Source organism: Halomonas sp. 141, assembly GCF_002810305.1.
Classification (GTDB): Bacteria; Pseudomonadota; Gammaproteobacteria; order Pseudomonadales; family Halomonadaceae; genus Vreelandella; species Vreelandella stevensii.
Genome location: NZ_PINZ01000008.1, coordinates 41,149 through 66,488 on the forward strand (window position 1 = coordinate 41,149; position 25,340 = coordinate 66,488).

The window sequence follows — 25,340 nt, forward strand, 5'->3', positions numbered from 1 at the left end:
CCTGTGAAAAAAAAGCGACTACCACGTAAGTTGCATCACAAAGCTACTTAAATCGTGGCGCTTCGCTTGTTATCATAGGGGCTGTCATGGTGCGGCGACGCGCCGCACCATGGATCAGCCAAGTTTAAAAGCCGGTGCGACGAGTACCGGCTTTTGAGCATGAACTGGTAATGAAACGCGTCATCATACGTGTATGAAAAAGGGCTACCGGCCTCAGGTCGGCGCCGCCGGCAAACGTCCCGCCCCGCCGGCAGGGCAATAGCGATGTCGTTGCACGCATGCAGCGATGCCGATACCACCCCATCAGTGCAGGGTGACCGAGAGATGCAACAAGGCATAATGGAGTTGATGTGGCGTTCCTCTCACGTTAGTGGTGGCAATGTCCACTACGTGGAAGCGCTTTACGAGCAGTACCTCGCCGATCCTGATTCTGTCTCAGACGAGTGGCGCAGCTATTTCGATCAGTTGCCGCGTGCTGAAGGCAGTGCCTCCCACGATGTTCCACTAAGCCCCATTCGTGATCAGTTCTACCAGCTTGGCCGTGAAAGGCGCCCAGGCCGGGTAGTCGCCGCGTCCGACAGCGGTGAAAACAAAAAGCAGATTAAAGTCCTGCAGCTGATTAACGCGTATCGCTTCCGTGGCCATCAAAAGGCCAATATCGACCCGCTTGGTCTGCGTAATCCCACCCCCGTCCCCGACCTCGACCTGTCATTCCATCAGCTATCCAAGGCTGATCTTGATACCGAGTTCCAGACAGGTTCTTTCTTCCTGGGTGTTGATAAAGCACCGTTGCGCGAGATCGTCGATGCGCTGGAGCAGACCTACTGCCGCTCCATCGGCTGCGAAATCATGCACATCGTGGATACCGAAGAGAAGCGCTGGCTGCAGCGTCGTTTCGAATCGGTACGCAGCGCGCCCAAGTTCAGCGATGACGTGCGTAAGCACGTACTGGAGCGCCTGACGGCTGCAGAAGGTCTGGAAAATTACCTGGCCTCCAAGTACCCGGGTACCAAGCGCTTCGGCCTTGAAGGTGGCGAGTCGTTCGTACCGATGATGGACGAGCTGATTCAGCGCGCCGGTGGCTATGGCACCAAGGAAGTCGTGATCGGCATGGCCCACCGTGGCCGCTTGAATCTGCTGGTCAACATCCTGGGCAAGAACCCTGCGGACCTGATCGACGAGTTCGATGGCAAGAAAGTCATCGAGCGTGGTTCTGGTGACGTGAAATACCACCAGGGCTTCAGCTCCAACGTCATGTCGCCTGGTGGCGAAGTCCACCTGGCCATGTCGTTCAACCCGTCGCATCTCGAAATCGTCGCGCCGGTGGTGGAAGGCTCGGTACGTGCCCGCCAGGATCGCCGCAATGACGTTGACGGAAGCAAAGTGCTGCCGATCAACGTTCATGGCGACGCCGCCTTCGCCGGCCAGGGCGTGGTCATGGAGACATTCCAGATGTCCCAGACCCGCGCCTACAAGACCGGCGGCACGGTGCACATCGTGATCAACAACCAGGTGGGCTTCACTACCTCCCACCCGCAGGATGCGCGCTCCACCGAGTACTGCACCGACATCGCCAAGATGGTCCAGGCGCCGATCTTCCACGTCAACGGGGACGACCCGGACGCGGTGCTGCACGCGACCCAGGTGGCGATCGACTTCCGTCAGCAGTTCAAGAAGGACGTGGTGATCGACCTGGTCTGCTACCGTCGTCGCGGCCACAACGAGGCCGACGAGCCATCGGGCACCCAGCCGCTGATGTACGCCAAGATCAAGGACCACCCCTCCTCACGCACGCTGTATGCACAGCGTCTGATCGAGCAGGGCGTGCTGTCCGAAGACGACGCCAAAGCCATGGTGGAGGCCTACCGCGATGATCTCGTGGCAGGCAATCACGTGGCCAACGCGCTGGTTCAGGAACCCAACAAGTCGCTGTTCGTCGACTGGGCTCCCTACCTGGGCCATGAGTGGACCGGCAATGCCGACACCACCTTCGACATGAAACGCCTGCAACAGCTGGCAGCGAAGATGTGTGAGATTCCCGACGGTGTCGAAGTACAGCGTCAGGTCGCCAAGATCTATGAAGACCGCCGCAAGATGCAGGCGGGCGGCATGGGGCTCAACTGGGGCTTCGCCGAAACGCTGGCCTATGCCACGCTGCTGGATCAAGGCCACCCGGTCCGGATTACCGGTCAGGACGTTGGCCGTGGCACGTTCTCGCATCGTCATGCGGTGGTGCACAACCAGAAAGACGCGACGACCTACGTGCCGCTGCAGAACATGGCAGATGGTCAGCCCCGTTTCACCATCCACGACTCCTTCCTGTCGGAAGAAGCCGTGCTGGCGTTCGAGTATGGCTACTCCACCACGGCTCCCAACGATCTGGTGATCTGGGAAGCGCAGTTCGGTGACTTCGTCAACGGTGCCCAGGTCGTGGTCGACCAGTTCATTTCCTCTGGTGAGACCAAGTGGGGACGCCTGTGTGGCTTGACCATGCTGCTGCCCCATGGCTACGAAGGCCAGGGCCCCGAACACTCTTCGGCACGCCTTGAGCGCTTCTTGCAGCTGTGCGCCGAGCACAACATGCAAGTGTGCGTACCGACGACGCCTGCCCAGATTTTCCATCTGCTGCGCCGTCAGGTGATTCGCCCGCTGCGCAAGCCGCTGGTGGTCATGTCGCCCAAGTCGCTGCTGCGCCACAAGGAAGCCGTGTCCAGTCTCGAAGATCTGGCCCATGGCAAGTTCCACATGGTGCTGCCCGACCAGGGCAACCCGGATGTCGAGAAGGTCACTCGTGTGATCATGTGCGCTGGCAAGGTCTACTATGATCTGGCCAACTGGCGTGCTGAGAGCGAGCGTGACGATACGGTCATCCTTCGTCTTGAGCAGCTCTACCCCTTCCCGAAAGAAGAGCTTCTGGAAGTGCTCCAGGCATATGCCAATGTGGAAGATATCGTCTGGTGTCAGGAAGAGCCGCTGAATCAGGGCGCCTGGTACTCCAGTCAGCACCACATGCGTGCCGTGGCCGACCTGTTGAAAGACGGCCTGGGTCGTGAGTTGAAATTCGCAGGGCGTCCTGCCTCGGCTGCTCCGGCAGCGGGCTACATGTCCGTCCACATTGAACAGCAGCGCCAGCTGGTGGAAGACGCTTTTAATATTTAAGCGTCCGCCAGGCTTAGAGAACATATAAGGGAAACGACATGGCTACTGATATCAAAGCGCCAACCTTTCCGGAATCCGTTGCCGAAGGCACCGTGGCCGCGTGGCACAAGAAGCCGGGTGACAGCGTCGAACGCGACGAGCTGATCGTTGAAATCGAGACCGATAAAGTGGTGCTTGAAGTCGTCGCACCGGAAGCGGGAACCCTGACCGACGTGATGGCCGAAGAAGGCGATACCGTCGAGTCCGAGCAAGTATTGGGCAAGATTGGTGAAGGCAGCGCCTCGGGCGACAGCGGTAAGAAAGAAGAAAAATCTTCTGACAACGCCGAGAAGGCCGAGTCCAAGGAAGCCGCTAAGCCAGCCGCCGGTGGCAAGCAGCACGACGTGAAGGCGCCCAGCTTCCCTGAGTCCATTCAGGAAGGCACCGTGGCGACCTGGCACAAGAAAGTAGGCGAAGCGGTCAAGCGTGACGAAGTGCTGGCCGACATCGAAACCGACAAGGTCGTGCTGGAAGTCGTGGCGCCTGCCGATGGTGCCCTGGCGGAAATCAAGGCAGAAGAAGGCAGCCAGGTTGAGTCCGAAGCGATTCTGGCAACCTTCGTAGAAGGCGGTGGCAGTGACCAGGCCAGCGCTTCTTCTTCCAGCAGCGCTTCCAACGACGCTGACGATGAAGGCGCCGATGAGAAGGTGGGTGACAAAGTGCTGGCACCGGCTGCTCGCAAGATGGTTGCCGAGCACGATCTGGACGTTTCCAGGATCGAAGGTACCGGCAAAGGCGGTCGCATTCTGAAAGAAGACGTTCAGAAAGCCGTCAAGGATGGTTCGGCCAGGAAAGCTGCCAAGTCCTCTGCGCCGGCCAAGGCTGCGGCGGCTCCGGCGGTGGCGGGTGAGCGCGAAGAGAAGCGCGTACCGATGACCCGTCTGCGCCAGACCATCGCCAAGCGCCTGGTTCAGGCACAGCAGACCGCGGCGATGCTGACCACGTACAACGAAGTGGACATGACGGAAATCATGGCCCTGCGTGCCCAGTACAAGGACACTTTCCAGAAGACCCACGATGTCAAGCTGGGCTTCATGGGCTTCTTTGTAAAAGCCGCTTCCGAAGCGCTCAAGCGCTTCCCGGACGTCAATGCCTCCATCGACGGCACCGACATCGTCTACCACGGTTATCAGGATATCGGTGTTGCCGTCTCCACCGACCGTGGCCTAGTGGTACCGGTACTGCGTGATACCGACAGCATGAAGATCGCAGACGTCGAGCGCAGCATCGTCGACTTCGGCAAGCGTGGCCGTGACGGCAAGCTGGGCATGGACGACATGATCGGCGGTACCTTCACCATCACCAACGGTGGCACCTTCGGTTCACTGATGTCGACGCCGATCATCAACCCGCCGCAGACCGCTATCCTGGGCATGCACAAGATTCAGGATCGCCCCATGGCGGTGAATGGCAAGGTCGAGATTCGCCCGATGATGTATCTGGCGCTCTCCTACGACCACCGCATGATCGACGGTAAAGATGCGGTAAGATTCCTGGTGACTATCAAAGAGCTGCTGGAAGACCCGGCTCGCTTGCTGCTGGACGTATAACGAAGCGCGTTGATCCGCCTTCGCTGTTGATGAAACGTTCTCTGCAATCGCACTTTGCCTCCTGCCCGGTTTAGATCAACTCGGGAGGGGGCAGCCAAGCTAAAGGAGCCAACATGGCTGACAAGTTTGATGTGATCGTTATCGGTGCTGGCCCTGGTGGCTACGTAGCGGCTATCCGCGCTGCGCAGCTGGGCCTGAAAACCGCCTGTGTTGAAAAATGGATTGGCAAGGAAGGCAAGGTCGTCCACGGCGGCACCTGTTTGAACGTAGGCTGTATCCCGTCCAAAGCGTTGCTTGAAGCGTCGCACAAGTTCGTCGAAGCCAAGCACGATTTCGACGACATGGGTATCGAAGCCGGTGACGTCACCATGGACGTCAAGAAAATGATGGCCCGCAAGGACAAGATTGTTAAGAACTTGACCGGCGGCATCTCTGGCCTGTTCAAGGCCAACGGCGTGACCGCCATCGAAGGTACCGGCAAGGTCGTATCTGGCAAGCAGGTCGAAGTCACCGATCTGGACGGCAACACCACCGCCTACGACGCCGACAGCATCGTCATCGCGGCAGGCTCCGTGCCGGTGGAAATTACGCCCACGCCGCTGACCGAAGGCCTGATCGTCGACTCTACCGGCGCACTGGAATTCCAGGAAACGCCCAAGCGCCTTGGCGTGATCGGCGCTGGCGTCATCGGCCTGGAGCTGGGCAGCGTCTGGAACCGTCTGGGTTCTGAAGTCACCGTGCTGGAAGCGATGGACTCCTTCCTGCCGATGGTCGACACCACGATTGCCAAAGAGACTCAGAAACTGCTCAAGAAGCAGGGCCTGGATATCAAACTGGGCGCCCGTGTGACCGGCTCCGAGACCAACGGTGAAGAAGTCATCGTCAAGTACACCGATGCTGACGGCGAGCAGGAAATCACCTTCGACAAGCTGATCGTATGTGTTGGCCGTCGTCCCTACACCAAAGGCGTCGTAGCCGATGGCATGGGCGTCGAGCTGGACGAGCGTGGCTTCATCTTCGTGGACGACCAGTGCCGTACCAATGTGCCGGGCGTTTACGCGATTGGCGACTGTGTACGTGGCCCGATGCTGGCCCACAAGGCCTCTGAAGAGGGCATCATGGTGGCGGACATCATCGCCGGTCACAAGGCCGAGATGAACTACAACACCATCCCCAGCGTCATCTATACCTTCCCGGAAGTAGCCTGGGTCGGCATGACCGAGCAGGACGCCAAGGCCAAGGGTATCGAAGTCAAGACCGGTAGCTTCCCCTTCGCAGCCAGCGGCCGTGCCATGGCCAACAACGCCACCGAAGGCAGCGCCAAGATTATTGCCGATGCGGAAACCGACCGTATTCTCGGTATGCACATCGTGGGTCAGCACGCCGGTGAGATGATCGCCCAGGGCGTGATCGCCATGGAATTCGGCTCCAGCGCCGAAGACCTGGCATTGACCTGCTACGCGCACCCGACCATGTCGGAAGCCGTACACGAAGCTGCTCTGGCGGTAGAAGGTCATGCCATTCACATGGCCAACCGCAAGAAGCGCAAGTAATTCGCTAAGCAACAACCAAGCGCCACCGTCAGGTGGCGCACCACTTTCATGGCGGCGTGGCAACTCGCCGTCATGAAAGTACGGGGATGACCAGCACCTGCAAGATGTTCTTCAGGGCGACTGATCATCGTTCGAGTCACATGCAACCAATGGCATGAATCGATGAACCTTCACGAGTATCAAGGTAAACAGCTGTTTGCCGATTATGGTCTGCCAGTGTCCAAAGGCTTTGCCGTGGACACTCCCGAAGAAGCAGTAGAAGCGTGCAAAAAAATCGGCGGCGACATGTGGGTCGTCAAAGCCCAGGTTCACGCTGGCGGCCGCGGTAAAGCGGGCGGCGTCAAGCTGATCAAGGACCCGGCAGAAGCCAAAACCTTCGCCGAGCAGTGGCTGGGCAAGAACCTGGTTACTTACCAGACTGACGAAAAAGGTCAGCCGGTTGCCAAGATTCTGGTAGAGACCTGCACCAACATCGCCGACGAGCTGTACCTGGGCGCGGTCGTTGACCGTACCACTCGTCGCGTCGTGTTCATGGCCTCCACCGAAGGCGGTGTCGAGATCGAAACCGTCGCCGAAGAGACGCCGGAAAAGATCCTCAAGGCCGAAATCGATCCGCTGGTCGGCGCACAGCCCTATCAGGCGCGTGAACTGGCGTTCGCGCTGGGTCTGAAAGGTGATCAGGTGAAGCAGTTCACCAAGATCTTCCTGGGTCTCTCCAAGCTGTTCCACGACAAGGATCTGGCGCTGCTCGAGATCAACCCGTTGGTGATCACCGACGAAGGCAACCTGCACTGCCTGGACGCCAAACTGGGCCTCGACAGCAACGCCCTGTACCGTCACCCGGACCTGCAGGCGATGCGCGATCCTTCCCAGGAAGATCAGCGTGAAGCCGACGCCGCGAAGTGGGAGCTGAACTACGTGGCCCTCGACGGTAACATCGGTTGCATGGTCAACGGCGCTGGCCTGGCCATGGGCACCATGGACATCGTCAACCTGAGCGGCGGCAAGCCGGCCAACTTCCTGGACGTTGGCGGCGGCGCGACCAAAGAGCGCGTAGCCGAAGCGTTCAAGATCATCCTGTCTGACGACAACGTCAAAGCCGTTCTGGTGAACATCTTCGGCGGTATCGTTCGTTGCGACATGATTGCCGAAGGCATCATCGGTGCCGTTGAGCAAGTTGGCGTCAACGTGCCGGTCGTCGTTCGCCTGGAAGGTAACAACGCTGAATTGGGCGCTGAGAAGCTGGCGTCCAGCGGTCTGAACATCATCGCTGCTACCAGTCTGACCGACGCGGCTCAGCAGGTTGTCAAAGCAGCGGAGGGCAAGTAATGAGTATCCTGATCGATAAGAACACCAAGGTCATCTGCCAAGGGTTCACCGGTGGCCAGGGCACGTTCCACTCCGAACAGGCGATTGCCTATGGCACGCAAATGGTCGGCGGTGTTACGCCGGGCAAAGGTGGCCAGACGCACCTGGGCCTGCCCGTGTTCAACACCGTGAAAGAAGCGGTCGAGAAAACCGGCGCAGAAGCCAGCGTGATCTACGTACCGGCAGCGTTCTGCAAAGACTCGATCCTTGAAGCGGCCAACGCTGGCATCAAGCTGATCGTGTGCATCACCGAAGGCATCGCGACCCTCGACATGCTCGAAGCGAAAGTAAAATGCGACGAGCTGGGTGTACGTCTGATCGGCCCGAACTGCCCCGGCGTGATCACCCCGGGCGAATGTAAAATCGGCATCATGCCGGGTCACATTCACCAGCCGGGTAAAGTGGGCATCGTATCGCGTTCCGGTACCCTGACCTACGAAGCGGTCAAGCAGACCACTGACCACGGTTTCGGCCAGTCTACCTGTGTCGGCATCGGTGGTGACCCGATTCCGGGCTCCAACTTCATCGACATCCTGGAGATGTTCGAGAAGGACCCGAAAACCGAAGCGATCGTGATGATCGGTGAAATCGGCGGCACCGCTGAAGAAGAAGCCGCGGCCTACATCAAGGCCAACGTTTCCAAGCCGGTGGTTTCCTACATTGCCGGTGTGACAGCACCTCCTGGCAAGCGTATGGGCCATGCAGGCGCCATCATCTCTGGCGGTAAAGGTACTGCCGACGAGAAATTTGCTGCCCTGGAAGACGCCGGTGTCAAAACCGTACGCTCCTTGGCGCAAATTGGCGATGCACTGAAAGAAGTGACCGGCTGGTAAGCCGCGTACTTTTTCAGAGCGCTAAAAAAGGGCACCTTCGGGTGCCCTTTTGCATGGTGCTGCTCATGGCCTCGCCGACGCTTGCCGCGAGGCCATGCCGGGGTCAGGCGGCGGGTTTCGCCACCAGCGAGCGGGTCTCTTCACGGGCTTCCGTGAGCGAGACACGCAGGCTGTCGCCCAGTTTGAAGCGCTCTTCGCCTTCGATCTGAATGCGGCCCTCTTTATCGTCGATCACCACCTTGTCGCGGTCACTGTGCATCAAGGGGGCTGGCACGAAGGCCGTGGCGCCGTTTTCGATCAGACGCACCCGCATGCCGCCACGATTGATGGCCATGATTTCGGCCTCGAAGGTATCCTGGTTCTGTGCTGCCGGGGTCAGGTAGCGAACGTAGAGCCAATCTTTCACGTCACGCTCGGCCATACGGTTCAGGCGGCGGCGTTCGGTGAGCTGCTCGGTGAGCTGCTGGCTGGCCTCTGCCGGGGCCTGTTCACCCTTGAGCACGCGCTTGATCAAGCGGTGGTTGACCATATCGCCATACTTGCGGATCGGCGAGGTCCACGTGGCGTAGGCGGGCAGCCCCAGGCCGAAATGTGGGCCAGGTTGGGCCGACATGCTGGTGAAGCCCTGGAAACGGCGCAGGCGGGCATCCAGCCAGGCGTCGTCACGGCTTTCCAGTGCGCGCTTGAGCTCTTTGTAGTGCGCCAGCTCGGTGAGCGCTTCCTGGGCCACCTCAATCTCCTGACTGGCGAGGAACTCCTGGGCCGCTTCGGCTTTTTCGGGCTCGAAGGCGCGGTGCACGTTGAAGATGCCGTGGCCGATATGGCTGGCCAGGAAGTCTGCACAGCAGGCGTTGGCCGCAATCATCGACTCTTCGATCATGCGGTTGGCGATGCGCCGGTCTTCGGTACGCACGCCCAGCACGTTGCCTGCTTCGTCCAGATCGAACACGTAATCCGGGCGGTCCTTGAACACCAGCGCGTGCTCGTTGCGCCAGGCGGTGCGGGCTTCCGTCATGGCCTGCAGCGCTTTGAGCTGCTCGGCAATCTCTTCGGCCGGTGCCCAGTCGCCTTGGCCTTCGATCCAGTCAGAGACGCGCTCGTACACCAGCTTGGCGTGGGAGGTCACGTTGGCGGCAAAGAAGCGGTAGTCGCCCAGGCTGCCGTCGGCGTTGATGTCCAGCGTACACGCCAGGGCCGGGCGCTCCTGGCCTTCCCACAGCGAGCACAGGTCATCGGCCAGCTGCTCCGGCAGCATGGTGACGTTCTGGCCCGGCAGGTAAACCGTGAAGGCACGCACACGCGCTTCCAGGTCGGCCGCGTGCTCCTCATCCACATACGCCGTGGGGTCGGCAATGGCCACGCTCAGCTGCCAGCCGCCTTCCGGACGCGCCACCACGTGCAGGGCATCGTCCATATCGCGGGTCTTCTCACCATCGATGGTGAAGAAGGGGCGTTGCGTCAGGTCTTCCCGAGTCAGGCCCTCATCGCGCAGCGGCCAGTCGCTACCGGCATCCGGGCACTCCTGCTCCAGCGCGTGGCGCGCCAGGGTGACACGCCACGGTACGGCGGGGTTGTCGACCTTGGCGACCAGCTCGTCGATTTGGGCAAAGAAGCCGCGATCGTTCTCCTTGAGCGGGTGACGCACCAGACGCGCCACGACCCAGTCGCCGTCGCCAATGCTGTCTTCGTCCAGGCTGTTCTTGATGCGGGCTTTCAGCACATTGCGAATCGAGGGGTGATCGGGCACCACTGCCAGGCGGCCTTCGCGCTTTTGCACGCGGGCGATGAAGCGGTCCAGGCCCGCTTCGATCAGCTTCTCCGGCTCGACGGATTTTTTGTCGCCGTTCTCATGAATCACGGCTTCGACGCGGTCGCCGTGGAGCACCTGCTTCATGGCAGGCGGCGGCACGAAATAGGATTCGCCGCTGTCGGTTTCAAGAAACCCGAAGCCTTTTTCGGTGGCTTTGATCACCCCTTCGGCGCGGGGAGTGGTTTCACGGATCTGTTGCTTGAGCTGGGCAAGCAGGGAGTTATTTTGAAGCATGTGTTCGATCAGTTGGCGAGAGTAGGGTGCCACTATACGGATTCCCGTTGGCCGCGCCAATCGTTGCCCTTGGGTAAGTCACACCCGCTCAGGCGGGTCAATGACTTACCCGCTTGCGGATGAATCGGTTAAGCTGAGGCTCTCTTCATGCGCCACGCCCAAGGAGCCTGTATGACCCCACGCCTGATTGTTTCCGACCTGGACGGTACGCTGCTGGGTAGCGACCACCGGTTACACGACAGCACGGTAGACGTACTGCGCGCCCTGGTGCAACAGGGTCATCATGTGGCGCTGGCCTCGGGCCGTCACTACCACGACATGCGGGTGTTTCGTGAGGAACTGGCGATTCCGGCCCATTTGATCAGCACCAACGGTGCTTACACCCACGCCCCGGATGACCGCTTGATCAGCGCGTCTCACTTGGCACCTGAACATGCACACACCTTGATTCATCTGCCCAGGCCCCCGCAGGTGCGCCTGAGCCTGTATCGCGATGATGGCTGGCATGTCGATGCCGAAGCGCCGCACCTGCTGTCGCTGCACGCCTCCACCGGGTTCACCTATGACGTGGTGCCACCCGAACAGATGGACCGCCACGGGGTGGGCAAGGTGCTCTATCTGGGTGACCCTCAGGCGCTGGCCGAACTGGAGGCCCAGGCCCACGCGGCACACGGTGAGGGGCTGCACATCACTTACTCCACGGTGGACTCACTGGAGATCATGGCGGGCGGGGTGAACAAGGGCGTTGCGCTGGCGGCGCTGCTGGAGTCATTGGGCCTCACCGCCGCCGACTGCCTCGCCTTTGGCGACAACCTCAACGACACCGAGATGCTGACCCTGGCCGGGGAGGCGCAGGTCATGGCCAACGCCCACCCGGCGCTGTTCGACCGTGTGCCCGATGCCCGGCGCATTGGCCATCACGGGGAAGCGGCGGTGGCCCACTGGTTGGCTGAGCGTTTCGGACTGTCGGGTTAGCTCTGCCACCTTAGTCGAGGGCCGCTTGCGGTAGCGACAGCGCTCCACCATCATCTAGCCCCTAAAACGATAACAACCCAGGGGCGCTTTCCACGATGACAACCACGCCTGCGACCTTGATGGTGGTCGATGATGACCCGGAAATCCGCGAGCTGCTGGCGCGTATCAAGGCCGTGCTGCGTCGAAGCCGCACGGCACAGCTGGAGCAGCTCGATGAGCTCTCCAGCAACATGGCCTTCAGCATTGCGTCCACCATGCGCTTTTTTCGTTCGCTGCCGGTGGACTATCGCCATATCGTGCTCGACCAGCGGCGCATCCCCGTGGAGGACATTGGCAGCGGTTACCGCTGGCTCTCTTCAACCGCATGCAGCTGGCCTGAACCGCTGCCTGACGCGCTGTGACAGGCTTACTCCTTGTGCCGCGTGGTGGCAGGGGCGGGCTCTTTGTCCAGCCGTTTGAGCTGTCGCCAGAGATCCTGACGCAGGTCGGCCAGCCGCGGCTGCTCTTCCGGGCTGAAAGCCACTGGCCGACACAGGCGCTGGGCGCGCAGCCCCAGACGGGCGCTCAGCAGCCCCGTGGCCAGCCCCTGGCCTGCACGTGCCGACAAGCGCCCTGCCAAATCCAGCGAGAGCATGTTGACGCTGGCATCGGTGGCCAGTTCGCTGGCTCCGGCAAAGGCCATGTTGTGCAACACATGGCGAAACAGCCTCAGTCGGCTGGCGTAGCCGAGCTCCAGCCCGTACAGGCGGCTGAGCCTGTCTACCATGGCCAGGCTGCGCCAGGCCACCAGGGCCATATCTACCAGCGTCAGCGGGCTGACCGCCACCATGATGGCGGTTTCACCCGACATGCGGGTAATCAAACGCTGGGCTTCCCGGTCTCGAGGGGCCAACAGGTGGTAGCGCAGCAGCGTATGGATCTCTTCTCCGCTATGGTGGGGCTGGCAGGCGCGCTGAAAGGCCAGCCAGTGAGGGTCGTCGTTGCCGAGCTTCAGCTGCTGGCGAAGCTGTTCGGCCATGGCCAACGCCTGTTTGCCGGAGCGCTGGGGCAGTTCGGCCAGGTTGGCCCGCAGCCGGTCATGGCGCTTGAGCCGCCCCAGACGGCCAATCTCTTTCAGCAGCGAGACACCGCCCAGGCCAATCAGGCTGATACCGAAGAGCTGCCAGGCCATGGTCAGCCACTGGGACTGCGCGAGCGCATCGGGGATGCCGGTGACCAGTTCCACGGTGCCCAGCGTGGCACCGCCTGCCAGCGCAAACATCAGCCCCCAGCGGCGCTTGCGGGGAGCGCCCAGGGTTTCTTCCGGCAGGGCTTTCAGCTCGGCCTGGGTGGCCAGCGGCTGGTGGGTGTCCGTGTTGGCAAAACGCTCGTGCTGACGCAGAGTCTCTGCGGCGGGCTCGGGGGGCGCTTCGCTATGAAAGTCGCGGCGGGGCTGAGGGTTGCTCATGACAGTTTATCTCCAATCAGCCAGTCGATCGCGGCGTCCATACGGATGTGGGGCAGCGCCTCGCCGTTGGCGGGCATCGGGCGGAAACTCGGAAAATCGAACCCCTGCTGCTGCCAGAAATCGGCCCTGGGTAAGCGGCTGGGCACGTCGCCTGGGTAGACCAGCACCTCTTCGCCTTCCAGGGTGGTGCCTTTGAGGGCCGGGCTGCGCTGGCCGTCGTGGAGCACTTCCCGGGCCTCGGTGGCGCGGATGGCGGCCAGCGACAGCGCTTTGACGGGAATGTCCGCGTAGCGCAGGTCCTTGAGCGGCTCCGCCAGCAGCGCTTCCAGCAGGGTCACCACATGGGGGTGCTGGTCGGGGGTGACATGGTCGGCTTTGGTGGCGGCAATCGCCAGCCGGTCGATTTTGGGCGCAAACAGCCGGGTCAACAGGCTGCGCTTGCCGTAATCGAAGCTCTGCATCAGCTGATGCAGCGCTTTGGAAAGGTCCTCGAAACGCTCCGGCCCCGCGTTGAGCGCGCCGAGCACATCCACCAGCACGATCTGTCGGTCAAAGCGCCGGAAGTGGTCGCGGTAGAAGGGCCGCACCACCTGCTGCTGATAGTAACGAAAGCGCGATGCCAGCGTGGCGTAGAGGCTCGTGGCCGGAAGCGCGTCGAGACGCTCCTGGGGAGTCTCCAATCCAGGCAAGGGAAAGAACTGCAGCACCGGCGCGCCGTCCAGCTCGCCCGGCAGCAGGAAGCGGCCCGGCTGCAGGTCGGAAAAGCCCGCCTGCTTCGCGCGACGCAGCCCCAGCGCATAGGCCTCTGCCAAGCGTGCCAGGTGCGCTTCATCCGCCTCGGCGCTGGGGTCAATCTGCTCGGCCTCGGCCAGCCACTCACTGAACAGCGCCCGGCGGTGCGGCCCCAGATGCTGGGTCTGCTGCTGGCTCCAGCTGTAAAAGTCATGCTGCAGCAGGGGAAGATCGAGCAGCCACTCGCCGGGATAATCGAACAGGTCCAGGGTCAGGTGGGCGATCTCGGGGGTGAGCCAGCCCGGCCTTGCAGGGCGATAACGCAGCTGCAGGCGCAGCTCGCTGATGCCTCGGGTCGGCTCCGGCCAGCGCGGCGGGATGTCGTTCAGCGCGCTCATGCCCGGGTCGTAGGGGAAGCGCGGCACGCCCAGGTCAGGCTGGCTCAGCCGCTGGGCGCCCAGCAGCCTGCCTTCCCGGGCGACGGGCAGCAAGTCAAGCTGTGCTTCCACGCCTGCGTGGCGTAACTGATTGACCAGCGAGGTCAGAAAGGCCGTCTTGCCCGCCTGGGAAAGGCCGGTGACGGCCAGCCGCAGCTGGCGATCCCGGCTGCGTTCCAACAGGTTGCCTAGTTCACGACTCAACGGCTGGCGCATAACAACTCTCTCGCAGGCAGGGCATGGGAAGCAGGGCAGGGCGGCATCAGTAGCGTAGCATCAGCGTCAGCTGATAGAACATCGGCATCGTGGCAATCTGAAAGCCGATGACGGCAATCACATAGCCTGGCCACTTGCGCGACATTTTTTGTGCCAGCGTCAGCCCCACGATACACACCACCATACCCACAAGATTGAACGCGATGGTCGCGGCCTCAAGCATATCTTGAGGGTTCATAGTAGCTCCTTACTCGATGGCAGACAGGCTTACCTTACCAAGGGCTGGATGAATCCAGCATTAACCGCGACTTAATGTCGTACCCAGCAGGTGCTGGGCGCCGGGCACCAGCCATACGGGGTCCAGGCGCGTGTTGGCCGCCTCTACGCAGACGAAATGGCGGCCCGCCTCGGCGGGGGTGTCGCTGGGCAGGTCGCTGTCGGGATGCCATACCACCGTCGAGTCGCTGGACTGCTTGGCGATGCGCAGGGTGCGTACACCGTCGTTGAGCAGGACGGCTTCGTTGGTGTGGTAGATGCGGTCGACGGCGCCCCGGATGGCCAGCGTGCCTTGCTGCTGTGCTTCGCTGAAGTCGCGCAGCTTGTCCAGGTAACGGGCGCCGGAAAGCCCTTCCAGGCGGCACTGATGCACGTCATCGACAGCCAGGTAGGTATGCAGTGCGCCGCTGGTCTTGACCGGCGCCTCGCCAATGTTTTCGGTAATCAGCTCGACATTGAGGCGCTGGGCGTTGGCTTGAACCACCAGCCGAGCGGTCAGTTGGCTGTGCAGGGGCTGGGTGGGTGACAGGTGCACCTCGATGCCTTCCGCATGATCGTCCACAGCGTCCAGGCGCCACTGGGCGTGGCGAGCCAGACCGTGAAAGGGGCCGTTGCGCTCGGGGCTTTCGTCGGCATAACGCTCGTCGGCAAACCAGGGCCAGCACAGTGGGATGCCGCCACGAATCGCTCCCGGCATCGCCTGGGGCGTGGGCGTCACCCATAGCCAGGGCTGCTCGTTGCGCGGTTGAAAGTGCAGCACCTGGGCACCCTGCAGGCTGATCACCATACTGCCCCAGTCCATGTTGAACAGCGCGACGTCGCGCCCTTGCCAGGTAGCCGGTTGGTGGCCATCGACATCGGCAAGCAGCTGTGTGAGGGAGTCGGGAATCATGGGAAGTCCTTGTAAGAAGGCCTTGTGAGTAAAGGCAACAAATGGGCAGCACCCTGGCGCTGTGTGCTATGGTAGAACAACCATAAGCGAAAGTTAAAACCCCAGGCTAGGTAAAACCAAGGAGGATGTATGGGCTTTATTGCGTGGTTGATCATTGGTGGTTTGGCTGGCTGGATTGCTGGCAACATCATGCGCGGCGGCGGTTTTGGCGTGCTGGGCAATATCGGGGTAGGGATCATTGGCGCCTTGGTCGGGGGCTTCTTGTTCAGTCTTCTGGGCCTTCAGGCGGGCGGTTTCATTGGTTCGCTGGTGACGGCGACCGTGGGGGCCGTGGTGTTGTTGTGGGTCATCAGTAAAGTCAAAAGCGCTTAGCGCTTCTCTCGGTTGTTCCCTACGCTGCCCGGCCCTTGTGCCGGGCAGCGTTGTTTTGTGCGCGGGCTATCGGTCTTGGCGTTAGTTTCCGTTACACTATGGCGCTTTTGGCAGCCCTGCCTCCGCGCGGTATTGCTTTCATGGATCGCTTTCTGTTTCTTCGAGGTGTCTTTTGGCCGATGCACTAAATGCCTGGTGGGCTCAACAGCTGGTGCTGTGTGATTGGGCTTTCACACCACACCCCTTGGCGGTAGATGCAGTGGCGGCCGAACAGCGCCTGCTGCAGCTGGGCATCACGGACCGCGGGACGTTGGCGGATCAGCTGTTTTTTGCACTGGGCGCGCCTGCCGGTCACGCAGACCGACTGCTGAGCGCCCTCGAGTGGGCCGCACTGGGTGGCGCCGCTGGCTGGCTGGCGCCGGATCAGGCTCAGCGCTGGGCGCATCACGTGGCGCGGCGTATCACCACGGATTACAGCGACCTGCGCGGCTGGCTGGCCGACCTGCGCCGGGCCATGGGTGCCAGGGGCTGGGAAACCGGCGCCGATGACCGATTCATCGACGCCTGCCAGGCGCTGGCCGACCTTGAAAGCGACGGTGAGGGCATCACCTGGCCTGCGCTGGAGGCGGCTTTGGCTAAGCTGGCGCCGCCCGCCTCGCTGTGGCCCGATGCGCCTGAGGCGCGGCCTTGGCGGCTGGGCGCCCTGTTCCGGCCGGTGATCTGCCATCCCGCCAGCGCCGCCGACTGGCCCGAGGCCCGCGTCTGGATGGAGCGCGTCTGGCAGGTCTACGACCGCGAGCAACTGCTCGAAGTGATGCTATGGCTGAGCGCTCAGGGCGAGCGTCAGCGCTGGAACATCGAGGCCCGAGAGCTGTTGAGCATGGATCATGCCCAGCGTCAGGAGTGGCAGCGCGGTGTCGAGCAGGAGTCTGCCCATGCGCCCGTACTTACCACCTTCGTACACCAGGGGGAGCCCCTGGAGTGGGCGGCCTGGGACTGGCTTCGGCTGGTCGAACTGGCCTGGGCGGGCGTTTGCAGCGGCTGGCTGAGCCAGGCCGAAGCAGACGACCTGGCGGCCCATGCGGCTGACCTGATTGGCCGTCGTTACCATGACTGGCATGCCATGCTGAAGGCTTACCTGCGTGGTCAGAGCCTGTTCGAGGGCGTCGATCGCCGGGGCATGACGCCTTCGCCACGCCACAAGCTGTTGATGCACGCCCCGTTCAGCCCATGGAAACAGGCGCCCAGCGCCCTGCTGGACGATGCCACCCGCGACGCTTCACGTCAGCGCATCCGCAGCTGGCGCAATACCCCTCATCATTGGCTGCTGGCGCTGGCAGGGGTGCGTGAACCCGATGTGATGCTGCGCCAACTGAACCCTGCAGCACCGATCAGCGAGCAGCGCCGCACCGACGCAGCGGTGTATCTGCAAGAGTCGTTGGGGCTGCATGCCGACGAAGGGCATCAAGTGCTGGCGCGCTACTGGTTGCCCGCTCAGGCACACCACCTGAATCAGCTGGCGGCGGATGCCGTCCATGGGGTGATGCCGCCTTCGCAGACGCATTTCGGCCAGCCTACCCCCGACGAGCTGAAGCAGCGCAATGCGGTGAAAGGCGTCAGCCGACACGCCGCTACCATTCACATGGCCGAGAAGTTCGCGTTCTATCTCCACATGGCGCTGGACAGTGGGCTGTTCGAGCGCGAACCGCTCATGGAGCATGCCAGCGCGTTGCGCAGCTGCCTGTGCCGTTTCTATGCCTCGCCCAAACGCTTGCTGGAAGCATGGTTTGCCTGGGAAAGCTGCCTGCCGGAGCCCGAGCACGACTCCTTGATCAGTGAAATTGCCTGGCACCTGGAGGATCCCGGCAGCCTGTTTCATTGGCTGAACTGGCAGCCAGACGCCTGGTGTGAGCCAGGTGAGCGGCCTACGCTGAGCCACTTTACGGCGATGTCTCTGGTGGGGCCATTGAATAGCGCCGTATGGAGCGAGCCACAGCTGGAGAGCCCGCGCGAATGTGCGGATATTCGCGAGTGGGTCGAAAGCCACTACCACCTGACCAGCGCCGACGACATGCAAGAGTTCCTCAGCTTCATGCTGGAGGCCGGGGACCGTCAGGAGTACCAGATCAATTACGCGCCCTACACGTTGAACCCTGAGCGGCTGGCGGCAGAAATCGCCATTCTCGAATCGGGTGACTGCGGCGAAGAGGAGCGCCACCATCTGCTACGGTTGCGCCGAGTGAGCGCCAACGAGGACGGCTGTAACGACGTCGACATGGCCGCGTGGGATATTGCTCAGCTCGTGGACCTGGCCATTGCTGCCCGGCAGTTGGGCTGGCTGGACAAGCAGGCCTTTGCCGACGTGCTGGACCGCGCCTATCAGCTGGCCGCAGACCATTACGCCGGTTGGCAAGAGTATGCGGCGGGGATGTACGCCGGATTCTCGTTCTTCATGGGGGAAACCCCCGAGCGAGAAAGCTTTCTGGCAGGCTTTCGCCAAGCGCTGGTGGCCTGGCTGTGTGGCGCGCCCATTCTGGCGGGGCCCTGGGCCAGTCTGGATTTTCCGGGCAACAAACCGCGCCATTTTGCGCCGCTACATATCGATACGTTACCGGGAGATCAGCGTATTTTGCATTGAGGCTCGCCAAACATGGGACAAGTGGCTTATAGTCCAGTGTTTGTGTCCATGAGCTTTCTCATGCTCGGTTTACTTTTTCCTATACATTTTTTACGAGGTTGATCGCATGGTTGCGTTGCCACACCCCGCTGTGACCGCTGTCCGTGTTGTAAGTGTTTGTGTCTTCGTAGCATTGTTGGCTGGTTGTGCAGGCTCCGGTGGACGTCAGGATATGGAGCCCCCCGAGGATTATTTCTCGATGGTGCTGCCCGGCATGAACGGCGCCACGCCGCAAATGTCGCCAGCCGATCCGATCATGGCGCAATTGCGCAGCATGCAGACCCCACCACCTACGGTAATTCGCCAGGCCCTCCTCGAACAGCACCAGCGCTGGGCCGGCACTCCTTACCGAGTCGGGGGAACCACCGAAAGGGGGATCGACTGCTCTGCACTGGTTAGACATGTTTTCCGCGATACGTTCAACATGGAGCTTCCGCGCTCCACCCAGGATCAGGTGCATGAGGGACGCTCGATCGACCGCCAGGAGCTGCAGGCGGGCGATCTGGTCTTCTTCCGCCCTCCAGGACGCTACAACCATGTCGGGATCTACGTTGGTGACGGCTACTTCCTGCATGCTTCCACCTCGCAAGGGGTGACCATCTCGAGCCTGGATAATAGCTACTGGCAGCGCTACTACTGGCAGTCTCGCCGGGCGCTGGAGCCGACCAATCTTGCTCAGCTGAATGGTCGTTTCGAACAGTCCTATCTTCCGTAGCCTTGGGCCCCCGTTGCACTGGGGGGCATCGCGCCAATTAACCATGGACATGGCATGATTGAAGCGAAAACGCGCGCTTGGTGGCGCGCGACGGCAGCACTCTGCCTCGGCTCTTTTCTGGTATTCATCAACCTGTATGCCCCGCAGCCGCTGCTGCCCGAGTTGAAAGAGGCATACGGCGTTTCTACCCTGGGCATCAGCCTGCTGATGTCGGCTTCTACCTTGTCGTTGGCACTGGCGCTGCTGGTCTTTGGGCCGCTTTCCGATGCCATTGGCCGTGAAGCGATCATGCGCTTTACGCTGCTGTTGGCGGGTGGCCTCTCGCTGGCGCTGGCCTTCGCGCCCACCTTTGAAAGTCTGCTGCTGCTGCGCTTGCTGCAGGGCTTCGTGCTGGGCGGGCTGCCCGCCGTGGCCATTGCCTGGATGGGCGATGAGTTCGACAAGCCCGCCCTGCTGAGCGCCGTGGGGCTCTATATCGGGGCCAATTCGCTGGGGGGCATCAGCGGCCGCATCGTTGGCGGGGGAGCGTCGGCAGTAGGTGGCCCAGGCGCTGCGTTTCTGGCCGTGGGCGCCATGACGATCATCGGCTGCGTGCTGTTCTGGCGGCTGCTGCCCAATAGCCGGGCCTTCCAGCCCAAACGGTTCAAACTACGCCAGGCGCTGAGTGATCTGGCGGGCCACCTGCGCACGCCTTTGCTGCTGGCGGCTTACTGTCTGGGCGGCATCAATTTTCTGATTTTCATCAATCAGTACAGCTACATCACTTTTCGCTTGGCAGAGGCGCCTTATCATTTGGCGGCCAGCGGGTTGGGGCTGATCTTCCTCACTTACCTGGGCGGTACTCTGGGCTCGACGGTCTCCGGTAAATTGGCCGGGCGTTTCTCTCCCGCCAGCTGCATTGGCATGGGCATCGTCATTCTGATGCTGGGTACGGCCATTACCCTGGCGGAGTCGCTGGTGGGGATTCTGGTAGGGTTGACCATCAATGCGTTTGGCTTCTTTCTGGCCCACTCGCTGGCTTCCAGCTGGGTGGGGCGCTACGCCCTGGGCGCCAGGGGCAGTGCGTCGGCACTGTATCTGGTGTTTTACTACCTTGGAGCAAGCATCGGGGGCTTCTGGCTGGAACCGTTCTGGCGTTGGGCGCAGTGGCAGGGGGTGGCCGTAGGGTCCTGGCTACTGCTGGCCGTGACCCTGATGATTGCGCTGGGTATGCGGCGCGTCGAGCGTCGTCTTGCCAGCGCTTAGTCGCTCCTTAGCTGTCCGTCGGCCAGGTGCAGGTGCCGGGTACAAAGCCGATTCAATAGCGCCATGTCGTGGCTGATGACCAGCACGCCCAGCGCCTGGCGTTCGGCGTGGGCCTTCACGGCTTGCCACAGGCTGAGTTGGGTCAGTGGATCCAGCATCGTCGAAATCTCATCGGCGATCAGATAGCGCACACCCGGGGCCAGGGCGCGTAGCACGCACACCCGCTGCAGCTCGCCCCCGGACAGCTCCCCCGGAAAACGCTTCAGCCACTCGGGCTGAATACCGAACGCTTCCCTCAGCGTCTGTGGCGGTGTCCAGGCCTCTTCCAATAATCGTGCCACCCGCCAGCGCGGATTGACCGCCCGTTCCGGCGATTGAGGCAGCCACTGCACGGGGCGTAGGCCCCGTGATGCCAAGGGCTTTCCATCGATGTGCAAAAAGCCGTGACGTGGTGCCCAGTGGCCCGCCAGTACTCTGCCCAACGTCGACTTGCCTGCCCCGGAAGCACCGCTCAAACCGACCCACTCGCCCCGTGCCAGCGCCATCGACAGCGCCTGGAACAGCGGTGGCTCGCGGCCAAACCCGAAGGTGAGCTGGTGGGCTTCAAGCAAGGCTGGGCTCCTGAACATGAGGCTGGATGGGTAAGGTGCCGAAGGCGTTGTCGGGCAGCGCTTGCCACAGTGCTTTGGCATAGGCGCTGTGCAGCTGCTCCCCTTGGCCATGAAAGGCCCGGGCCGAGGTCGTTTCCACGGCGCGCCCTTGGCGCATGATGGTCACCCGGTGGGCAATGGGCAAGGCATGGCGCAGGTCATGGGTGATCAGCAGGACAGCTTTGCCCTCTTTGGCCAGTGCCTGCAGGGTAGCCAGCACGCGGTCTCGCTGGGCCGGGTCCAGCCCGACGCTGGGCTCGTCGGCAATCACCACGCGGGCATGGCCGGCCTGGGCCATGGCCACCAGCACCCGCCTGGCCATGCCACCGGAAAGCTCATGGGGGTAGCGCCGCGCTGCATGGGCGAGCTGGTAGTGCTGCAGCAGGTCGTGGCTGCGTGCTTGAGCGCTGACGCGGGAAAGGCCTGCGCGGCGAGCAGCCCAGCGTATCTGGTGCTGGCTGCGTGCCAAGGGGTCCAGGGCGTTCAGGGTCTGTGGAATCAGCGCCAGTTCACGGCCACGCAGCTGGCGCTGGCGCTCGGGCGTCAAGAGGTCGCCCTGGAAGGTCAGAGTGCCGTGCTGCCGTGCTGCGGGCGGCAGCAGGCCCAGCAGGGCGTGGGCCAGCAGGCTTTTGCCGGATCCGGACGCGCCGACCAGGGCGTGTACTTCCCCCGCCTGAATGTCCAGCGAAAGCGACTCGATCACGGGTGACCACTCGCGCTTCCACCAGCGGGGGTAGTGGGGCAGGCTCAGGCTCCAGTCGGTGATCTCCAGCATGTTCGGCTCCCTTGATGGTTGAAAACGCGGGCCTTACAGGGCCTGGCGCAGCTGTGTGGCCAGCCGTTGAATGGCCAGCACCATCAGCAGCAGTCCTAGCCCGGGAAACACACCCAGCCACCAATAGCCGCCGCTGAGATAGCGCATGGCGTCGGCCAGCAGCACGCCGGTGGCGGGCTGGTTGGGGTCCAGGCCGACGCCGAGAAAGGTCAGAGCCGCTTCGTGCAGAATGGCGTGGGGAAACAGCAGTAACGCACCCACCACGCAGTGGGGCCAAAGGTGGGGCACGAAGTGCTGGGCGACGATGTACCCCGGCCCTTTGCCAAAGCCTTTCGAGAGCGCCACGTACTCGGCCTCGCGCAGGCTGAACAGCTCGGCGCGAAACACCCGCGCCAGGCTTGGCCAGTGGGTGATGGCCACGGCGATGATCACGGCCTGGGTGCCCCCGCCCAGCGCAAAAGCGATGAGCAGCAGTAAAATGAGGTGGGGCACGCTGAGCAGCGTATCGATCAGCAGTGACACAAGCGCATCCAGGGTGTTCGATAGCGCCGCCAGACTGGCCAGCAGCAGGGCGATGGCCGTGCCCAGCAGGGCCGCGCTCAAACCGACCCAAAAACTCAGCGCCAGCCCCGCCAGGGTACGCGCCCATAGCTCCCGGCCCAAGGCATCGGTGCCGAACCAGTGGAGCAGGCTGGGCGGCTGTAAACGTGCCTCGAACTGCATCTGCTGGGGGCTGTCACCCAGCCACAAACGGCTGCTCAACAGCAGCATCAGCAGGACACTGAAGAGCACCAGGTAAACGGCGGCGGCCAGGCGTGGCTGTGTGTTCATGGGGTGTGTGCCAAGCGGATGCGCGGGTCGGTCACCCGTGCCAGGGCATCGGCGGTCAGGTTGCCGATGCTCACGAACAGCGCGGTGAACAGGGCGATGGCCAGCAGCAGGGGAACATCGCTGCGCAGTCCCGCCGCCACGGTGGCCTGGCCCAGCCCCGGGTAGGCGAAGACCTGCTCCACCAGAATGGAGCCGCCAAACAGCTCGCCCAGCGAAGCAAAGGCCAGGGTGATGGCCGGGAGGCTGGCGTGGCGCAGCCCGTGCCGCCAGGCGATATCGGTGCGGCTAGCGCCCTGGGCAAAGGCGTGTAGCGCCGTGTCGGAGCGCATGAAGGCCACCATTCTGGCGCGGGTGTGCAGGGTGATGGTGGCCATGCTCAATAGCGCCAGGGTGGTCACCGGTAGCACCAGGTGGTGGAGGCGGGTGGCGAGCGTGACATCGCGGCTGACTACCCCCGTGGGGCCTGCGCAGCAGGTGGGGGTCCAGCCCAGGGTCACGGAAAACAGCAGCAGTGCCAGAATGGCCAGCCAGAAAGTGGGCGTCGAGGCGGTCACCAAGGCGTAACCGCTGATCAAGCGGTCGAGCAGCGAGCCTTCCCGACTGCCTGCCACGATACCCAATGCCACGCCCAGCACCAGTGACAGCAGCCAGGCACTGAACAGCAGCCAGAACGAGCGCTGAAAGCGCAGGCTGATGACGTCACCTACTGGCTGTTGGTATACATGGCTCCAGCCCAGCTCGCCGCTGGCCAGTTGACGCAGCCACTGGCCGAACTGCACGGCTGCCGGTTCATCGAAGCCCCACTGTGCGGCGATCAGGGCACGCTGCTCGGGGCTTACCTGGGCCATCTGCGGGCCCAGGTAGGCGTCGATGGGGTCGATGGGCGAGAGCATCATCAGGCCGAAGGCGAGACCGGCCACGCACAGCATGACCAGCCCCAGCCGTAGGCTTCTCCACGCCAGCCAGCGGGCTAGTGGCACGTCCAGCGCCACTCGAGCAGGTTGGCGGTAATCGGCCAGCCGTGTCCATGGGGGGCCACGCCCAGCTCGCCAACGTCCAGGCACGGGTCGGCGGCATAGACATGGGTCAGGTTGACCATCCAGGCCCAGCTGGCATCGCCCTGCAGGCCATAGCCGGTGCTGCCATCCCACTGGGCTGCTTGCCAGTGTGGGTTGGCTTCTTCGGCGCTGGCGGCGGCCTGGGCGGCCTCCAGGTGCTGGTCGACGCGCTCATTGGTGTAAAAGCCGCTGTTGTAGAAGCCAAACCCGGCGTGTTCGCTGTGGAAGAGATAGTAGATCTCTTGCGGGCTATGGCTGCCAAAGCCAAACACAATGGCATCCTGGTGCAGGGCTTCCCGCTGTATTTCATCCCAATGGCGGCCGGTGGGCTGCATCTCGATGCCCAGCGGGCGCACCATCTCTGCGCTGATTTGCGCGAGCTGCTGGCGAGTCGTATCACTGGCCGGGTAGGTGAGCCGGAAGCGAGCCGGCTGCCCGTCCTTGTAGCGCAGGCCATCGTCTGCGCGCAGCCAGCCTGCTTCCTCCAGCAGGGCATTGGCCTGCTCCAGGTCGAAAGCGATGGTTTCCTCGGGGTGCCCCCAGGGCAGGCCATCGGCGGGGCCATACGCCGGGCGGCCAAAGCCGTTCAGGGCCACGTCTACCAGCGTGTCGCGGGATAGCGCCAGGTTGATGGCCTGGCGAATGGCCAGGTCGGACGTGACATCGTTGCCAATCGGGGCACCGTTGGCGGCGCGCTCCCCGCTGTCGGGCTGCATGGGAAACAGAATCCCGCGATTATCGACGCTCTCCATCAGGACCCGCTGCATCTGGCCCGGCATGGTGCTGCCCAGCGCCTGGGGAATGACGGCCAGGTCGAGCTGACCTGCCTGAGCAGCGCTTAGCGTGCCTGCCTCATCGGTAAACAGAAATACCAGGCGCTCGAAGGCCGGAGCAGGGCCGTAAAAATAGGGGTTACGCTCGACGATCAGCTGCTCACCTTCCTGCCACTCCACCATGCGGTAGGGGCCAGAACCCAGCGGCTGGCGGCCGTAACCCGCATGATGGCCATTTTCCCGCTCGGCATCAGGTACAATGCCCAGGGTCATCAGCTGGTCGATGAAGGTGATGCGAGGGGCTTTCAGGGTAAGCGTGACGGTGTGGTCATTCACGGCGTCGGCATGTGCCAGCGCGCTAAGGTCGGCTCGGCCCCCTGCCGTGGCGGCGGCATTGAAGGTGTATGCCACATCCCGGGCGGTGAGCGGCGTGTCATCGGCAAACCGCACGTCCTCGCGCAGATGCAGTGTCCAGGTCAACTGGTCGTCCGACAGGGACCATTCGGTGGCCAACCCCGCTTGAGGGGTGAAATCCTGGCCACGGGTGAGCAGCGTGGACTGAAACAGCGGGCTACCGTATTGCCCCCAGCCCAGCAGCGGGTCGAAGCCCTGGTCTGGCTCGCCGCCGATGGCAAGCACCAACTGCTCTTTGGCCAGCGCGGGAGCGCTGAGCGCCAGGCATGTGCTGGCAATGGTCAGTAGTATCGAACGACGCATGGAGCA

The 25,340-nt window shown here is 62.5% G+C and carries 20 protein-coding genes and 1 pseudogene; 11 read left to right on the forward strand and 10 right to left on the reverse strand.

The genetic code is table 11. From position 1 onward, the window contains the following. The first annotated feature begins 324 nt into the window (after nucleotides 1-324). The 5 genes from CWI66_RS05845 to sucD all read left to right on the forward strand — a co-directional run bounded on the left by CWI66_RS05845 (nucleotide 325) and on the right by sucD (nucleotide 8,502). On the forward strand, nucleotides 325-3,159 hold the full coding sequence (locus CWI66_RS05845; protein WP_100731172.1) for a 2-oxoglutarate dehydrogenase E1 component: 2,835 nt from the start codon (nucleotides 325-327) through the stop codon (nucleotides 3,157-3,159). A 38-nt stretch (nucleotides 3,160-3,197) separates the two neighbouring features. Next, on the forward strand, nucleotides 3,198-4,748 hold the full coding sequence (odhB, locus tag CWI66_RS05850) for a 2-oxoglutarate dehydrogenase complex dihydrolipoyllysine-residue succinyltransferase (protein ID WP_081195581.1): 1,551 nt from the start codon (nucleotides 3,198-3,200) through the stop codon (nucleotides 4,746-4,748). Between the two features lie 113 nt (nucleotides 4,749-4,861). Next, entirely contained in the window at nucleotides 4,862-6,301 is a 1,440-nt protein-coding gene (lpdA, locus tag CWI66_RS05855; protein ID WP_081137467.1) for a dihydrolipoyl dehydrogenase, read from the forward strand. A gap of 162 nt (nucleotides 6,302-6,463) precedes the next feature. Continuing rightward, on the forward strand, nucleotides 6,464-7,630 hold the full coding sequence (gene sucC / locus CWI66_RS05860) for an ADP-forming succinate--CoA ligase subunit beta (RefSeq protein WP_100731173.1): 1,167 nt from the start codon (nucleotides 6,464-6,466) through the stop codon (nucleotides 7,628-7,630). Next, nucleotides 7,630-8,502 carry a succinate--CoA ligase subunit alpha gene (gene sucD / locus CWI66_RS05865; RefSeq protein ID WP_016914525.1) on the forward strand — a complete coding sequence of 291 codons (873 nt, stop codon included), beginning with the start codon at nucleotides 7,630-7,632 and terminating at the stop codon, nucleotides 8,500-8,502. Before sucC ends, sucD begins: the two co-directional genes overlap by 1 nt. 103 nt (nucleotides 8,503-8,605) lie before the next feature. On the opposite strand, the gene CWI66_RS05870 is transcribed toward sucD, so the two are convergent. Further along, nucleotides 8,606-10,546: an exoribonuclease II gene (locus CWI66_RS05870; protein WP_100731203.1), complete on the reverse strand. Its 1,941-nt coding sequence runs from the start codon at nucleotides 10,544-10,546 to the stop codon at nucleotides 8,606-8,608. Nucleotides 10,547-10,717: 171 nt separating this feature from the next. Between CWI66_RS05870 and CWI66_RS05875 the strand changes: the two genes are divergently transcribed. Together CWI66_RS05875 and CWI66_RS18670 are read left to right on the forward strand one after the other, a co-directional pair. Beyond that, nucleotides 10,718-11,521, forward strand: a complete 804-nt coding sequence (locus tag CWI66_RS05875) for a Cof-type HAD-IIB family hydrolase (RefSeq protein WP_100731174.1) — start codon at nucleotides 10,718-10,720, stop codon at nucleotides 11,519-11,521. Nucleotides 11,522-11,709: 188 nt separating this feature from the next. Next, nucleotides 11,710-11,862: pseudogene (locus CWI66_RS18670) on the forward strand (ATP-binding protein); the annotation flags it as partial. A gap of 65 nt (nucleotides 11,863-11,927) precedes the next feature. Here the strand turns inward: CWI66_RS18670 and CWI66_RS05885 are convergent. Genes CWI66_RS05885 through CWI66_RS05900 form a run of 4 tightly spaced genes read right to left on the reverse strand, consistent with a single transcriptional unit; the run spans nucleotide 11,928 to nucleotide 15,521 of the window. Further along, the gene (locus CWI66_RS05885) at nucleotides 11,928-12,968 is read right to left on the reverse strand and encodes a YcjF family protein (protein ID WP_100731176.1); all 1,041 of its coding nucleotides are present in this window, start codon (nucleotides 12,966-12,968) and stop codon (nucleotides 11,928-11,930) included. Next, nucleotides 12,965-14,353: a YcjX family protein gene (locus tag CWI66_RS05890; protein WP_100731177.1), complete on the reverse strand. Its 1,389-nt coding sequence runs from the start codon at nucleotides 14,351-14,353 to the stop codon at nucleotides 12,965-12,967. Before CWI66_RS05890 ends, CWI66_RS05885 begins: the two co-directional genes overlap by 4 nt. A gap of 46 nt (nucleotides 14,354-14,399) precedes the next feature. Beyond that, a complete protein-coding gene (locus CWI66_RS05895) occupies nucleotides 14,400-14,591 on the reverse strand; it encodes a hypothetical protein (protein ID WP_016914514.1) in 192 nt (63 codons plus the stop codon). Nucleotides 14,592-14,651: 60 nt separating this feature from the next. Then, nucleotides 14,652-15,521 carry a D-hexose-6-phosphate mutarotase gene (locus tag CWI66_RS05900; protein ID WP_081195585.1) on the reverse strand — a complete coding sequence of 290 codons (870 nt, stop codon included), beginning with the start codon at nucleotides 15,519-15,521 and terminating at the stop codon, nucleotides 14,652-14,654. Between the two features lie 129 nt (nucleotides 15,522-15,650). On the opposite strand from CWI66_RS05900, the gene CWI66_RS05905 reads away from it, so the two are divergent. The 4 genes from CWI66_RS05905 to CWI66_RS05920 all read left to right on the forward strand — a co-directional run bounded on the left by CWI66_RS05905 (nucleotide 15,651) and on the right by CWI66_RS05920 (nucleotide 20,530). Continuing rightward, complete coding sequence (locus CWI66_RS05905) at nucleotides 15,651-15,893, forward strand: GlsB/YeaQ/YmgE family stress response membrane protein (protein WP_009098790.1); 243 nt, start codon at nucleotides 15,651-15,653, stop codon at nucleotides 15,891-15,893. 172 nt (nucleotides 15,894-16,065) lie between these two features. Then, the gene (locus CWI66_RS05910; RefSeq protein ID WP_100731178.1) at nucleotides 16,066-18,531 is read left to right on the forward strand and encodes a DUF1266 domain-containing protein; all 2,466 of its coding nucleotides are present in this window, start codon (nucleotides 16,066-16,068) and stop codon (nucleotides 18,529-18,531) included. Between the two features lie 211 nt (nucleotides 18,532-18,742). Then, nucleotides 18,743-19,285: a C40 family peptidase gene (locus tag CWI66_RS05915; RefSeq protein WP_100731179.1), complete on the forward strand. Its 543-nt coding sequence runs from the start codon at nucleotides 18,743-18,745 to the stop codon at nucleotides 19,283-19,285. Nucleotides 19,286-19,339: 54 nt separating this feature from the next. Beyond that, entirely contained in the window at nucleotides 19,340-20,530 is a 1,191-nt protein-coding gene (locus CWI66_RS05920; RefSeq protein WP_100731180.1) for an MFS transporter, read from the forward strand. Here the strand turns inward: CWI66_RS05920 and CWI66_RS05925 are convergent. The 5 genes from CWI66_RS05925 to CWI66_RS05945 are packed head-to-tail and all read right to left on the reverse strand — an operon-like array spanning nucleotide 20,527 to nucleotide 25,334. Then, nucleotides 20,527-21,141: an ABC transporter ATP-binding protein gene (locus CWI66_RS05925; RefSeq protein WP_100731181.1), complete on the reverse strand. Its 615-nt coding sequence runs from the start codon at nucleotides 21,139-21,141 to the stop codon at nucleotides 20,527-20,529. The genes CWI66_RS05920 and CWI66_RS05925 overlap by 4 nt on opposite strands. Further along, the gene (locus tag CWI66_RS05930) at nucleotides 21,134-21,955 is read right to left on the reverse strand and encodes an ATP-binding cassette domain-containing protein (RefSeq protein WP_100731182.1); all 822 of its coding nucleotides are present in this window, start codon (nucleotides 21,953-21,955) and stop codon (nucleotides 21,134-21,136) included. The genes CWI66_RS05925 and CWI66_RS05930 overlap by 8 nt, the downstream gene beginning before the upstream one ends. A 33-nt stretch (nucleotides 21,956-21,988) precedes the next feature. Continuing rightward, the gene (locus CWI66_RS05935; RefSeq protein WP_100731183.1) at nucleotides 21,989-22,786 is read right to left on the reverse strand and encodes an ABC transporter permease; all 798 of its coding nucleotides are present in this window, start codon (nucleotides 22,784-22,786) and stop codon (nucleotides 21,989-21,991) included. Beyond that, entirely contained in the window at nucleotides 22,783-23,766 is a 984-nt protein-coding gene (locus CWI66_RS05940) for an ABC transporter permease (RefSeq protein WP_446718575.1), read from the reverse strand. The genes CWI66_RS05935 and CWI66_RS05940 overlap by 4 nt, the downstream gene beginning before the upstream one ends. Next, nucleotides 23,757-25,334, reverse strand: coding sequence for an ABC transporter substrate-binding protein (locus CWI66_RS05945; RefSeq protein WP_081195593.1), 1,578 nt, complete (start codon nucleotides 25,332-25,334; stop codon nucleotides 23,757-23,759). The genes CWI66_RS05940 and CWI66_RS05945 overlap by 10 nt, the downstream gene beginning before the upstream one ends. Nucleotides 25,335-25,340: the final 6 nt, after the last annotated feature.

Excerpts from the sequence above, each read along its gene's own strand:
- CWI66_RS05845 (WP_100731172.1), top strand. The coding sequence starts at position 325 with ATGCAACAAGGCATAATGGAGTTGATGTGGCGTTCCTCTCACGTTAGT.
- odhB (WP_081195581.1), top strand. The coding sequence starts at position 3,198 with ATGGCTACTGATATCAAAGCGCCAACCTTTCCGGAATCCGTTGCCGAA.
- lpdA (WP_081137467.1), top strand. The coding sequence starts at position 4,862 with ATGGCTGACAAGTTTGATGTGATCGTTATCGGTGCTGGCCCTGGTGGC.
- sucC (WP_100731173.1), top strand. The coding sequence starts at position 6,464 with ATGAACCTTCACGAGTATCAAGGTAAACAGCTGTTTGCCGATTATGGT.
- sucD (WP_016914525.1), top strand. The coding sequence starts at position 7,630 with ATGAGTATCCTGATCGATAAGAACACCAAGGTCATCTGCCAAGGGTTC.
- CWI66_RS05870 (WP_100731203.1), bottom strand. The coding sequence starts at position 10,546 with ATGCTTCAAAATAACTCCCTGCTTGCCCAGCTCAAGCAACAGATCCGT.
- CWI66_RS05875 (WP_100731174.1), top strand. The coding sequence starts at position 10,718 with ATGACCCCACGCCTGATTGTTTCCGACCTGGACGGTACGCTGCTGGGT.
- CWI66_RS05885 (WP_100731176.1), bottom strand. The coding sequence starts at position 12,968 with ATGAGCAACCCTCAGCCCCGCCGCGACTTTCATAGCGAAGCGCCCCCC.
- CWI66_RS05890 (WP_100731177.1), bottom strand. The coding sequence starts at position 14,353 with ATGCGCCAGCCGTTGAGTCGTGAACTAGGCAACCTGTTGGAACGCAGC.
- CWI66_RS05895 (WP_016914514.1), bottom strand. The coding sequence starts at position 14,591 with ATGAACCCTCAAGATATGCTTGAGGCCGCGACCATCGCGTTCAATCTT.
- CWI66_RS05900 (WP_081195585.1), bottom strand. The coding sequence starts at position 15,521 with ATGATTCCCGACTCCCTCACACAGCTGCTTGCCGATGTCGATGGCCAC.
- CWI66_RS05905 (WP_009098790.1), top strand. The coding sequence starts at position 15,651 with ATGGGCTTTATTGCGTGGTTGATCATTGGTGGTTTGGCTGGCTGGATT.
- CWI66_RS05915 (WP_100731179.1), top strand. The coding sequence starts at position 18,743 with ATGGAGCCCCCCGAGGATTATTTCTCGATGGTGCTGCCCGGCATGAAC.
- CWI66_RS05920 (WP_100731180.1), top strand. The coding sequence starts at position 19,340 with ATGATTGAAGCGAAAACGCGCGCTTGGTGGCGCGCGACGGCAGCACTC.
- CWI66_RS05930 (WP_100731182.1), bottom strand. The coding sequence starts at position 21,955 with ATGCTGGAGATCACCGACTGGAGCCTGAGCCTGCCCCACTACCCCCGC.
- CWI66_RS05935 (WP_100731183.1), bottom strand. The coding sequence starts at position 22,786 with ATGAACACACAGCCACGCCTGGCCGCCGCCGTTTACCTGGTGCTCTTC.
- CWI66_RS05945 (WP_081195593.1), bottom strand. The coding sequence starts at position 25,334 with ATGCGTCGTTCGATACTACTGACCATTGCCAGCACATGCCTGGCGCTC.